The organism is Rickettsia endosymbiont of Urophora cardui, from assembly GCF_964030725.1.
Taxonomy (GTDB): Bacteria; Pseudomonadota; Alphaproteobacteria; order Rickettsiales; family Rickettsiaceae; genus Rickettsia.
The window spans coordinates 538412-551723 of the sequence record NZ_CAXIPY010000004.1 but is presented as its reverse complement, the minus strand read 5'-3'; the positions used below and the strand labels follow the sequence as shown (position 1 = coordinate 551723).

Below are 13312 nucleotides of genomic sequence, written 5' to 3'. Positions count from 1 at the left end.
TCTATCCCATTACAAATGATCAGGATTTGAAGTGTTTTTGGCGGATAGACTATATAGTTTTCATGCCCCTGAAGTAGAGTGTATAGGAAAGGGAAAACGCAACAAGCCATATGAGTTTGGCAATAAAGTAGCGGTAGTAGTAAGTGGTCGTAGAAATTTTGTTTTATCCGCAAAATCGTTTCATAATAATCCTTATGATGGTCATACATTGCATCAGAGCTTTGAAGCAGTAGAGAGTGTCACTGGAATCAAGATAAAGAAATCATTTGTTGATCTTGGGTATAGTGGTAGCAATGTAAAGGAGAAGAGTAAGGTATATACCCCAAAAACGCGGAAGAAGTTGTTACAAGAGGACAAGTCTATGATCAAGAGACGCAGTGCCATAGAACCAATAATAGGTCACTTAAAGCAATATGGTCGGATGGGTAGAAACTTCTTGAAAGGTATGATAGGAGATATTATCAATCCAATAATCTCTGCTATTGGTTTGAATTTACGATGCATTGCAAATCATTTACAAATCGTGTCTAACTCCACATAAATCAAAAATATCATCATGCAAAAACTAGATGAACGATAAAAAATCGTTAACAATAGCTCCATATCAAAATTAGACCAACACAGAAATGTATCAGTAAAAATTAACATAACTTATTAATTTTTATTGAAAATCTTAGCAATTTGTTGTCAAAACTCTATCCCATTACAAATGATCAGGATTTGAAGTGTTTTTGGCGGATAGACTATATACCAGTTTATTTATACATCTCCTATAGCACAAAGGCAAAAATTATATTTATCTTTAGCAAGAAAAAGGAAAAATAGGTTGCATCATGGTACAAGAATCAGAAACAAAAGAATTACAATACCAAATCGAGTTTCCATTACTGAAAGACCAGAGATAAATAGAAAGATAGCAGCAATAGGTCATTTAGAAGGTGATTTAACTTTTAACAAAGGTAATCAAAGTCGTAATATAGGCGCTCTTGTGGATATCAGAACACAAAAAGTGTTTCTCACTTTAAACCGTTCAAAAAGAACACAAGATGTGATTGGTAACATGAATAAAAAACTTAAACAATTGTCGCATATAATCAAAAGCATAACGTTAGATAATGGCAAAGAATTTACCAATCATGAACAACTATTGCCAAAATCTGAACGAAAAGTATATTTTTGCAATCCTTATTCTCCATGGCAAAAACCATTGATAGAGAAGATTAACTCAATGGTGCACAGAGTATACTCTAAATCTTTAGATATAAAAAAATTAACAATAAAGCAATTACAAGAAATTGAGGATTTTTTAAATAATTTACCAAGAAAAGTGCTCGGTTATAAAACACCCAATGAGGTATGGGAAGAAAATATAAATCTGGCTTAATTAATACTGGAATTTACCTCAAATTGTAATAGTTGAGATACCGTCTTGAGTGTCAACAACTTTTTCATTATTTTACCTCAATTTTATTTTACAGGGTTTTTATATTTGCACTAAAAGATGTTTTGTTATTAAGAACACCATAAATTATGTGAAGCAACTTACGCATAGCAGCAATCACTATAACCATTTTAGATTTTCCAACATTGCTCAAACGTTGACTAAAATCCTTAATAATCGGATTATGTTTTATAGCAACTATGGCAGGCATATAAAAAGCTTTACGTAAATTAGCATCTCCTGTTTTTGATATTTTTCCTATTCCATGGACAGAAGTGCCTGATTGTTTTGGCTTTGGGTTAAGAGCAACAAACGCAGCTAGTTGTTTTGCAGAATTAAAATTTTCTACAACAAGAAAAGCAAGTATCACTCCTATTGTTTTTTCTCCTATACCAGGGATTGAATCAAGAAGTTTACTTTTATCATGTAAGTCTTTGTGTCCTTTAATATGATTAGAGATAAGTTCTTCTACTTCCTTAATTTGCTTATCCAGAAATTCAATATGAATCATAATGTTAATGGCAACTGCTTTACTTGCTCCGCTCAATCTATTATTTTCTTGATTTTTATTAGCAATCAAACTATCCAAGCGTCTTACCCATTGTTGTAATTCTTTAATATGTATAGGGGTTGGTTGCCAAAGATCAGGTTGCATAGCCTTGCAAAAAGAAGCTATCAATTCACAATCAGATTTGTCAGTTTTAACTCTTGAAAGCTTGCTCATTGCAAAGCCCTTGATGCGAGCTGGATTTACGACACTAACTTTAAATGTATTATCATAAAGATATTGAGCTAACCTAACTTCGTAACCACCTGTTGATTCCATACAAGCGTGAGCAGTATCTATTCCCTTTTTTTCTAACCATTGTTTTAGTGCAGCAAAGCCTTTTGCAGTATTATTAAACTTTTTGGTTTTGATTTTATTATCATTTAATAAAGCTACGTCAAATGTTGCTTTAGAAATATCTATACCCAAAATAATGCTACTCATATTTGACCTTCTATGTTAATAATAAGTAGAATACCCAAAGATCAACCTTGTAAATACAGGTTCATTGATTAATTTCAAGACCTAAGAATACCGTCCGATCTTTAATGAGTATGTGAAGACTAATTGTTTGATCTCAACTACAGGGTTACATAGCCCTAAGATTTAATACGGCATATTAGTCTTCTTACTTAAGTGCCCTTAAGTATCTTATAGTTGTTTACTAAAGACAATACTAAGATACAAGATTATATCTTACATTTAGTAAAATAAATTAATTATTAAATGGAGATAAAGAATGAACTTAAATCAAAAAATAATAAAACCAAAATTAGGTTTACTTGAATTAGCTAAGAGCCTTGGTAGTATATCATCAGCATGTAAAGCGATGGGATATAGTAGAGATAGTTATTACAGATTTAAAGAACTGTATGAAACTGGTGGCGAAGAAGCGTTGTATGAAATTAGTCGAAGAAAGCCAATAATAGCGAATAGAGTTGATCCTGCTGTAGAGAAAGCAGTACTAGATATGGCAATAGAATATCCAGCATATGGTCAGCTAAGAGTATCAAATGAGCTTAAAAAGACAGGTGTACTTGTATCACCTGGGGGAGTAAGATCAATTTGGTTACGTAATGATTTAAACAACATCAGTAAAAGACTTAAAGCATTAGAAGCAAAAATGGCTCAAGATGGTATTGTGCTTACTGAGGCACAATTACAAGTGCTAGAGAAGCGTCGTAATGAAAAAGAAGCTCATGGAGAAATTGAGACACAGCATCCAGGGTATCTAGGATGCCAAGATACATATTATGTAGGCAACTTTAAGGGTATAGGTAAGGTTTATTCTCAGGTATTTATTGATAGCTACAGCAGAGTAGCTGATGTTAAACTATATACTGATAAAACAGCTTTAACTGCTGCTGATATGCTTAATGACCGAGTGTTACCATGGTATGAGGCTCAAGGGATACCAATACTTCGTATTCTGACAGATCGTGGGTCAGAATATAAGGGGAATATAGAGCATCATGCTTTTGAATTATTTCTAAGTATCGAAGGTATAGAGCATACTACTACTAAAGCATATTCTCCTCAAACAAACGGTATGTGTGAGCGTTTTAATAAAACCATGAAACAAGAATTCTTTGATACAGCTATGCGGAAAAAGATTTATACAGCTCTTGATGACCTACAATTAGATCTTGATATCTGGCTAGAGTATTTCAATAATGAAAGACCTCATTCTGGTAAATATTGTTATGGAAAAACTCCTATGCAAACTTTTAAGGATAGTAAGAAATTAGCTGTTGAAAAGAATAATGAAATCTTGTATCTTGAATATGTATCTGACAGTCAAAATTTAACTGACAATCAGGGGCAAAATTTATAGTGTCTGTAAGATCAAATCTTAACTTCTACAAATGAACCAAAAAATGTTGAACTGTACTATTCATTAGTATTATTTAAATCATTATTTATAACTGATTTGATTAATTTATTATACTTTTCTTTTATTGCAACTAAATTATAGTCACCATCATAGTACCCCTCTATGCTAATAATTTTTTGTATGTAGAAATTTAATTGTTCCACTTCTGATGAACCAACATTACTAAAATAAGATTTAATTTTTTTTATTTGATTGATAAGCATAGGAATATCATCAGGTTTTATTACAAACAATCCTATAAATAACACTATTAATGTTTGTATTAGTGACATATTTAAATTAATTTTTTATGCTTATATTTTGGATTTAAAGTATTTTCTCCATTTATTTTTAACATATACTCGTGATAATCCTGATAATTTCCTTCAAACCAAGTGGCATTGCCTTTTATATCATATGCAATAATGTGAGTAGCTATCCTATCTAAAAACCATCTGTCATGACTAATTACTAATACACAACCTGCAAAATCTAAAATTGCATCTTCAAGAGCTCTTAACGTATCAATATCTAAGTCATTAGATGGTTCATCTAATAATATAACATTTGCTCCTTCTTTTAATAACTTCGCTAAATGCACCCTATTACGCTCTCCTCCAGAAAGTTGTCCAACTTTTTTTTGCTGATCACCTCCCCTAAAATTAAAAGCTGCACAATACGCTCTACTTTTAACTATTCTGCTACCAAGCTGTAGTTCATCTAATCCTTCTGCAATTTCTTCCCAAACAGTTTTATTACCATCTAAATGATCACGCGATTGGTCAACATATCCTAATTTTACTGTTGAACCAATTTTAATAGAGCCTTTATCAGGTTTTACTTTACCTGTAATAATATTAAATAATGTAGTTTTCCCTGCACCATTTGGTCCAATTATCCCTACAATCGCTCCACGTGGAACTTTAAAACTAAAATCCGATAAGAGCGTTTTATCATTGTATTTTGTGGCTATATGTGCTGCTTCAATAACTAAATCACCAAGACGTGGACCATTAGGTACAATTATTTGAGTAGGATCACTTTTTTGTTCCTGCTGTTTGTTTAACAACTCTTGATATGCTGTAATACGAGCTTTGCTTTTTGATTGTCTAGCCTTTGGGGCTTGACGAATCCATTCTAATTCACGATTTAATTGTTTTTTTCGCTCATCTTCTTCTTTACTTTCTAGAGCCAATTTTTCTTGTTTTTGTTCCAACCACGAACTATAATTAGACTTCCAAGGTACACAATGACCTCTATCTATTTCTAATATCCATTCTGTAACATTATCTAAAAAATAGCGATCATGTGTAATAACTATTACAGTACCTTTATATTCTTTAAGATAGTTCTCAAGCCAAGAAACTGATTCTGCATCTAAATGATTTGTCGGCTCATCAAGTAATAACATATCAGGTTTTTCTAAAAGAAGTTTACATAAAGCAACTCTTCTTTTTTCTCCACCAGAAATTTCATTAATATTTGCCTCTTTTGATGGGCAACGCAATGCTAGCATTGCAATTTCTATTTCTCGCTCTAAATCCCACGCATCACAATTATCTATTTTTTCTTGTAATTCTGCCTGCTTATCAAAAAGTTGATTCATTTCTTCATCAGTGATTTCAGTAGCCAGCTTATTACTTATTTCATTAAATTCATCGATAAGCTTTTTTTTCTCATGCAGGCCTTCCATAATATTATCAAATACATTTTTATTTGGATTAAGATATGGTTCTTGAGGTAAATAGCCTACTTTTATATTTAGTGCTGCCATTGCTTTACCATCAAATTCCTTATCTATACCTGCCATAATTTTTAATAAAGTAGACTTACCTACTCCATTTGGTCCTATTATTCCAATTTTAGCACTTGGTAAAAAAGATAAATTTGTTTCTTTTAAAATTTTCTTACCGTTTATAGTTTTACTTAAACCATTTATTTCATAAATATATTGAGATGACATAAATTATTTATTTCCTTGTATTAACTTAACTCTAACAAAATTTTATCTAATTCTTTTAAATCCTTATAATGGAATATTAACTTTCCTCCTAAAGAATAATTTTCTATTGTCACTTTTATATTAAATTTTTCTGACAAAATTTTTACTAATGATTGTAAATCATTATCTTCTGTTTTTTCTTTAAAAAGTTGTTTTCCTATTCTATTATTATCAGGATACTTCGTATATTCATTTTGAGACCATTGCCTCACTAACTCTTCTGTTTGACGCACATTCAAATCATTGTCTATAACATAATTTGCTATTACTTCTGCATGCTCATGATTTATTAAGCATCTAGCATGTCCCATACTAAGTATATTTTCATCTAATTTATTTTGAATAGATTGTGGTAAATTATTGAGCCTTAGTAAATTAGCTATATGACTACGGCTTTTACCAAGTCTTTCTGCTAATTTTTCTGCTGTATAATTAAAATTTTCTACTAAATATTTAAAGCCACGAGCTTCTTCCATGACTGTTAAATCCGATCTTTGTATATTCTCAATTAGTGCTATTTCCATACTCTCTTTAGCATCTAAATTTTTTATAATTACCGGTATCTCAGAAATCTTTGCTAATTTACATGCACGCCAGCGTCTTTCACCTGCTATAATTTGAAAACTATTATCAATAATAATAGGCTGAAGTAAACCATTATTTAATATAGAATCTGATAATTCTTTTATTTTATCATATTCAAAATGTTTTCTAGGCTGATTTTCATTTGGTTTTATTCTATCAATATTTATAATTTGTACTATTTCTAAACTTTCTTTTTCTGTAGATATAACCTCTTCACCTAATAATGAAGACAAGCCTCTACCTAACCCTTTATTTTTCATTATCTCTTCCCAAAATTTCTTTTGTAAGTTCCATATACGCCACTGCTCCTGCACATTTATAATCATATATAATAGCAGGTTTTCCATATGAAGGAGCTTCAGATAATTTAATGTTTCTAGGAATTACAGTTTTAAACACTAATTCTCCTAAACAACTTCTTACATCTTCTTCTACTTGCTCAGTTAAACGATTACGCCTATCATACATTGTAAATAATATACCTGCAATCTTTATCTTAGGGTTTAATCTTTTTTCTATAATTTCAACTGTCTTTAGCAAATGACTTAACCCTTCCAAAGAATAAAAATCACATTGCATTGGAATTAATACCTCATCGCCTGCCACTAAAGCATTTATTGTTAATAAATTTAACGAAGGTGGGCAGTCAATAATTATATAATCATATAATGCTTTTATTTCTTCTAATAACTTCATTAAAATATATTCTCGTTCTTCTAATTTTACTAAATCTAGTTCAGCAGCAGATAAATTAGTATTTGAGGTTATTATTTCTAAATTTGGAATATTAGTAGAGATTATTGTATCTTTTAATTTGATTATATTTGTTAATGCTTGATATATAGTATTTTTTCGTTGTTGTTGACTAACGCCAAAACCAGTACTACTATTACCTTGAGGGTCAAGGTCTATTACTAAAACTTTTTTATCCATAGCTGCAAGAGCAGTAGCTAAATTTACAGTGGTAGTAGTTTTAGCTACACCTCCTTTTTGATTAACTACGGAAATTACTTTTACAGTCATATTATTTTTGTTAAGCCGCTAATTTCTAAAATTTTACTTTCTTTTGAAGTTATACTTTGGTTTATTAAACACTTAAATAACCATTTTTTTCTAGCTTCTTTTATTTCAGATAAATAGCTTTTTCCTTTTGGAAGCAAAAATTTATTTGGCACAGAGATATTTTTTGTGCAATCAAATATTGTATTTAAATTAGAAAAAGCTCTACAGGTTAATATATTACAGCTTATTTCTGTTTTTTCAATTCTTTGATTAATTATTTGTATATTATTATTTGATATTTTTGCTGCTTTCTCTAAAAAGATGCATTTACGTAAATCAGCTTCTATTAAACTTGTCTTTTCTACTCCAGCGATAGACAATATTATACCTGGAAAACCTGCCCCACTTCCTATATCAACCAAATGTATTTCTTTATCGTTAATATACTGTATTAATTGCAAGGAATCTAATATATGACGTTTCCAAAAATTTTGCGTACTATTTTCTGATATAAGGTTAATAGCTTTATTCCACTTTTGTACTAATTCTTGAAAAATTTGTAATTTTTCAATTACTTCATGTGGAACTTCTATCATTATATTTAGTTTTTAAATAAATTATAATAGCAGTAATTGCAGCAGGAGTAACACCGGAAATTTGTCGTGCCGCAGCAATAGTAATAGGGTTATGATAAGAAAGCTTTTCCTGTATTTCTAATGATATACTTGGTATTTTAAAATAGTCAATATTTTTAGGAATTGGATAAGCTTCCTCGCTTTGGAATAAATTAATGTCAGCATGTTGCCTGGCTAAATACGAAGCATATTTAGCTTCAATATAAAGTAGTTGTAAAATATTATTATCTATATCTTTAAGTACAGGAAAAATTTTAATAGCTTGTTCAACATCAAAATTAGGTATTTTAAATAAATCTAACACTGTTTTATGTGTACCATCCTGTGCAACTTGTATCCCCATTTTAGCGAGTTTACTAGTAGTTAAAGATAAAGTATTTAATAATGATTTTGTACTTTCTATATTTTTACATTTTATTGCAAATATTTCTTTACGCTTTTCAGATATAACACCAATACTTATTCCCATCTCTGTCAAACGTAAATCAGCATTATCTGCTCTTATAGATAATCTATATTCTGAACGTGAAGTAAACATCCGATATGGCTCTAACGTTCCAAACGACGTTAAATCATCTATCATGACTCCAATATAACTATTTGCTCTTGTTAGTACAACAGGCTGTTGATTTTTTACTGCTAAAGCGGCATTAATACCTGCTACTATACCTTGTCCTGCAGCTTCTTCATATCCTGTAGTACCATTAATTTGACCTGCAAAATACAAACCTGTTATTTTTTTTGTTTCCAGTGTACTACTTATTTCACGTGGATCAATATAATCATACTCTATAGCATAACCTGGACGTAAAATTATTGCATTCTCTAAGCCTGGGATAGTTTTTATTAATTGATGTTGTACTTCTTCAGGTAAAGAAGTAGAAATTCCGTTTGGATAAATTGTATGGTCGTCTAACCCTTCAGGCTCTAAAAAAATACGATGCTCTGATTTTGTACTAAATCTAACTATTTTATCTTCTATAGAAGGACAATAACGTGGACCTATCCCCTCTATTTGACCAGAGTACATTGCGGATTTACCAAGGTTTGCTCGGATAATATTATGCGTTTCTGTAGTAGTTTTTGTTACAAAGCAATTTATTTGGGGGACATTTACATTATCAGTTAATTCTGAAAAAGGTCTAGGCATTTTATCCCCAGGTTGTGATTCTACTTTACTGTAATCAATAGTACGCCCATCGATTCTTGGAGGGGTGCCTGTTTTTAATCGCGAGAGTTTAAAACCTAGTCTTCTTAAGGTATTTGATAACCCATAAGATGGTTCTTCATCTACTCTACCAGCAGGGATTTTTTTTGATCCAATATGAATTAGCCCTGATAAAAATGTACCTGTAGTTAATATAATTTTTTGACATGGTATTTTACTACCATTATTTAAGATGACTGCTTTTATTTCTGAAGATTTAATTTCAATATCTTCTACTTTTGCATATAGTATTTCTAAATTTGGGTAGTTTGTTAGTATTTGATACATTGCTTTTTTATAAAGCTTTCTATCGGCTTGTGCTCTAGGTCCCCAAACTGCTGGTCCTCTAGTTTCATTAAGCATTTTATAGTGTATACCAGCTTGATCTATAACATATCCCATTAATCCATCAAGTGCATCAATTTCCTTCACTAATGTACCTTTTGCAATTCCACCAATTGCAGGATTACAGGACATTTCACCCAAATTTTCTGGTTTTGGCGTAATTAATAGAGTAGAAACCCAAAGACGTGCGGAGGCGGCAGCAGCTTCAACACCAGCATGCCCACCTCCTATCACTATTACGTCATATTTTTGCATTAATTATTATATAATTTCAGATTTTTTAAAGAAAAACTTAATTTCTCTTTTTGCACTATTTTCACTATCAGAACCGTGAATACTATTAGCTTCAATTGATTCACCTATATCCTTTCTAATAGTTCCAGCTTCAGCTTCTGCTGGATTAGTTGCTCCCATAACTTTACGGTTTAAAGTTATAGCGTCCATACCTTTAAGAACTTGAAGCACTACTGGACCTGAAGTAATATATTCAACTAAACTATCAAAAAATGGCCTTGCTCTATGTTCATCATAAAAACATTCTGCTTCATATTTAGTTAAAGTTGTCATTTTCTGAGCTACTATTTTTAAGCCCGCATTTTCTAAGTAAGTATTAACTTGCCCTATTTTATTCCTTTTTATAGCATCAGGCTTAATCATTGAAAAAGTATATTGTATTGTCATTTTTAACCCATTTATATAATTAATGATGCTCCTCGCAGCAGAGCTACGAGGTATCTAAAAAAGTTTTAGTTGTTTTCTTATGATATCACGAAGCAGAGCTTCGGGGAATTAAACCCTGAGAGATTAAATTTATTTCTTTGCTGAACAATTCCATGTTAAAGCGAATAAGCTACTTCCTAAAAGAACAGAAATACTAAAAAATATAAACACCCCATCCCATCCATAATTATCACTTATCCATCCAACACCGACTCCTGCAATTGCTGCTCCTAAATAACCAAACAATCCTGATAATCCATTAGCTGTGCCAACAGCTTGACGAGTACTAAAATCAGCCACGGTAATACCTACAAGTAGTTGTGGACCTGAGACAAAAAAACCAACAAGAGAAAGAATTACTATACTTAGCAACTCGCTTTGGATAGGAAGCTTCCAAAATAAGATTAGCAATAAACTAAGTGCTAGCATACATATTGTACTTACAGGACCACGTCTTCCTTGAAATAATTTATCAGATAAAAAGCCTGCTATTAACGCCCCTGGAATGCTTATCATTTCATATAAACCTATTTGTAAACCAGCATTTAAAAGACTTATACCTCGTAAATCTTTTAAAAATGTAGGAGCCCAATAAATTACCCCTAAACGTATTATATATACAAACATGTTTGCTAAACAAACATACCATATTAATTTATTGCAAAATACTATTTTAAGTAATTCGGCAGTTGGCAATTTACCATAATCACTTATTAATTCAGGAGGGTAATTTTTATATTCTTCAACTGTAGACAAACCTACTTCTTTGGGAGAATTACGAAGTCTATTATATAAAAAAATTGATACTACACAAGCAACCACGCCAGGTACAAAAAAAGCAGATCTCCAACCGAACTTATCAATCAGGTAACCACAGCTTACCATAGCAAGAGCACCGCCTATTTGGTTAGAAGTTGCTCCCATTGCCCATTTAGTTCCTAGCTCTTTAGAAGCAAACCAGTGAGTTAACATTTTTGTAGCAGGAGGCCAGCCCATTGACTGAAACCAATTACTTGCTATCCACAAAATACCAATAAGGAATAAAGAATCTGAAAAGCCTATTAGAATAGTGATAATACCCACGCACAAAAGCCCCAAAACCATAAATATCCGAGCATTAGTCTTATCACTGATAAATCCATTACAAAATTTACTAACTCCATACATTATGGAAGAAGCAGTTAATATCCAACCGATTTGAGTTTTTGTAACATCAAAATATTCTCTAATAGCTGGCGTTGCTATATTAAAATTTTGACGACAAAAATAAAAAGTTGCATAACCTATAATGATAGAATACAAAATCCTTATTCGCCAACTATTATATTTCTTAACATATGGTGTTCTTGGAATTTTAACTTCATATTTTGTATTTCTCATATCATAAATCCTATAATTATAAAGAAAACAGGTCCCTAAAAACCTATTTTCTTATATTGAAACTATTTTTCAGTATTATTTACTAAAACTTGATATTCTTTATTTAATCCCTTAACGGCATATATCCATAATATTACTATCACAAAAAATATAGAAGCAAAATATGGGGTTGCTTCAACAAACCCTAATGCCGGGAATATGATAAAAAATGTAGATTGAATAATAGCACCACCTGATTTACCAAATCTTCCGCCGATAACTTCAACAGCAGCTTGACCTTTTACTCGTAAATCTTTATCAAGTGGAATATAAGCCATATTTTTAGTAGCATCAAATAGAGAATATTTTACACCTTTACTTAAAACATTTTGAATTGTACCGATCATAACCGCAAGTGCTAAAGGACCTGATGCTAAAATACCTGTTAGATACATAGCAATTACACTATCAAAAAAGATAAACGCAAAAAACGCAATACCGGTAATTAGCATCATTAAAGGCGTAATCATCGCAGCAGTTAACCAAGATACTTTCCTCAAAATATTACTTCCTATAATCATAAAAGCTATAGCAACCCAACCTTGATAAGCTTGAAACTGCCCCATATACATAGTATAAGCTTCTTTTGTCGGGTGTAATTCTTTTAACTTTGATTTCCAAACACCTTCAACGAGATTTACAGAAATACCATAAGCAATAAGTAATAATGCGATATAACCTACATATTTAGAAGTAAATATCATTTTAAAGCTTTCTATTAACGACATCTTAGCTTTAGCCTTTTTCTCTTTTACAAGTGCTGGATCATAAAGTTTAGGATCAGTTAAAACATTTTTATTCATCCATCTATATGTAAGTATTACAGCCAAACTACTTATTATCATAATAACAAATAATGGAGTAAACTTTAAATGCTCTGCTACTATTTGGGTTTTTTCATGTAAAAAATACCCAATAATTAGCGATGTTACAGGTAATGCTAAATTAGCAAGCAATCCAAACATTGAATAAAAACGCTTAGCTTCATCGGTTTTAGTAATTTGGTTAGCAAATTGCCAAAATAGTAAGCTTAGCATTAATGTTCCCCAAAGCTCAGCCATAGTATAGAAAGATGCAAAACTCCATTTCCCAACTATTCTTATAAACCATTTAAAATTAGGATATGCTAAACTTAAGGATTCTATAGTTTTAGGATTAGGGTGCACTAAATCAGGATTAGGGTAAAGAACAAATGCAAATAATGCAAAATATGCTAGGAAAAAAGAAGTAATTACATAAAATACGTTTTCTTGCTTTAAAATGTCACATAGCTTAACGTAAACTATCATAGCAATTACCGCAGAAGGAAGTACTATATAAGTTTTTAAGAAGCTTATTGCTTCAGCTCCTATATCAGTTACTACAAAACCGTCTTTAATTGAACGAAGTGTTGAGTAATTTAGTAAAATACAAAACATCATAAATGCCATTGGCAAAAACTTTTTGTTCTCATACCTCTCAATAGGCCAAATTACTTTTCTTAGTTCCGAGATATAATTATCGCTTTTCGTAGTACTCATAAATTAAATTTTTCTA

The 13312-nt window shown here is 31.2% G+C and carries 12 protein-coding genes and 1 pseudogene; 3 read left to right on the top strand and 10 right to left on the bottom strand.

Features of this window, described 5'->3' with window-relative positions:
• The first annotated feature begins 37 nt into the window (after nt 1-37).
• Entirely contained in the window at nt 38-541 is a 504-nt protein-coding gene (locus AAHI98_RS06170; protein WP_342224861.1) for a transposase, read from the top strand.
• A gap of 201 nt (nt 542-742) precedes the next feature.
• A pseudogene (locus tag AAHI98_RS06165) lies at nt 743-1384 on the top strand (IS30 family transposase); the annotation flags it as partial.
• Nucleotides 1385-1472: 88 nt separating this feature from the next.
• Here the strand turns inward: AAHI98_RS06165 and AAHI98_RS06160 are convergent.
• Nucleotides 1473-2432 carry a transposase gene (locus AAHI98_RS06160; protein ID WP_342225341.1) on the bottom strand — a complete coding sequence of 320 codons (960 nt, stop codon included), beginning with the start codon at nt 2430-2432 and terminating at the stop codon, nt 1473-1475.
• Nucleotides 2433-2727: 295 nt separating this feature from the next.
• On the opposite strand from AAHI98_RS06160, the gene AAHI98_RS06155 reads away from it, so the two are divergent.
• Nucleotides 2728-3822, top strand: coding sequence for an IS481 family transposase (locus AAHI98_RS06155; RefSeq protein ID WP_342225340.1), 1095 nt, complete (start codon nt 2728-2730; stop codon nt 3820-3822).
• Nucleotides 3823-3878: 56 nt separating this feature from the next.
• Here the strand turns inward: AAHI98_RS06155 and AAHI98_RS06150 are convergent, their stop codons facing one another.
• The 9 genes from AAHI98_RS06150 to tlc1 all read right to left on the bottom strand — a co-directional run bounded on the left by AAHI98_RS06150 (nt 3879) and on the right by tlc1 (nt 13296).
• Nucleotides 3879-4154 carry a DUF2672 domain-containing protein gene (locus AAHI98_RS06150; protein ID WP_342225339.1) on the bottom strand — a complete coding sequence of 92 codons (276 nt, stop codon included), beginning with the start codon at nt 4152-4154 and terminating at the stop codon, nt 3879-3881.
• A gap of 2 nt (nt 4155-4156) precedes the next feature.
• Nucleotides 4157-5824, bottom strand: coding sequence for an energy-dependent translational throttle protein EttA (gene ettA, locus AAHI98_RS06145; protein WP_342225338.1), 1668 nt, complete (start codon nt 5822-5824; stop codon nt 4157-4159).
• A gap of 20 nt (nt 5825-5844) precedes the next feature.
• Entirely contained in the window at nt 5845-6711 is an 867-nt protein-coding gene (locus AAHI98_RS06140; protein ID WP_341792491.1) for a ParB/RepB/Spo0J family partition protein, read from the bottom strand.
• Nucleotides 6698-7471, bottom strand: coding sequence for a ParA family protein (locus AAHI98_RS06135; RefSeq protein ID WP_342225337.1), 774 nt, complete (start codon nt 7469-7471; stop codon nt 6698-6700). The genes AAHI98_RS06140 and AAHI98_RS06135 overlap by 14 nt, the downstream gene beginning before the upstream one ends.
• Nucleotides 7468-8046, bottom strand: coding sequence for a 16S rRNA (guanine(527)-N(7))-methyltransferase RsmG (gene rsmG, locus AAHI98_RS06130; RefSeq protein ID WP_342225336.1), 579 nt, complete (start codon nt 8044-8046; stop codon nt 7468-7470). Before rsmG ends, AAHI98_RS06135 begins: the two co-directional genes overlap by 4 nt.
• Nucleotides 8027-9892: a tRNA uridine-5-carboxymethylaminomethyl(34) synthesis enzyme MnmG gene (gene mnmG, locus AAHI98_RS06125; protein WP_342225335.1), complete on the bottom strand. Its 1866-nt coding sequence runs from the start codon at nt 9890-9892 to the stop codon at nt 8027-8029. The genes rsmG and mnmG overlap by 20 nt, the downstream gene beginning before the upstream one ends.
• A gap of 6 nt (nt 9893-9898) precedes the next feature.
• Nucleotides 9899-10318 carry a nucleoside-diphosphate kinase gene (ndk, locus tag AAHI98_RS06120; protein ID WP_342225334.1) on the bottom strand — a complete coding sequence of 140 codons (420 nt, stop codon included), beginning with the start codon at nt 10316-10318 and terminating at the stop codon, nt 9899-9901.
• A 129-nt stretch (nt 10319-10447) separates the two neighbouring features.
• A complete protein-coding gene (locus AAHI98_RS06115) occupies nt 10448-11737 on the bottom strand; it encodes an MFS transporter (RefSeq protein ID WP_342225333.1) in 1290 nt (429 codons plus the stop codon).
• Between the two features lie 62 nt (nt 11738-11799).
• Nucleotides 11800-13296, bottom strand: a complete 1497-nt coding sequence (tlc1, locus tag AAHI98_RS06110; RefSeq protein WP_342225332.1) for an ATP/ADP exchange transporter Tlc1 — start codon at nt 13294-13296, stop codon at nt 11800-11802.
• Between the last annotated feature and the right edge of the window lie 16 nt (nt 13297-13312).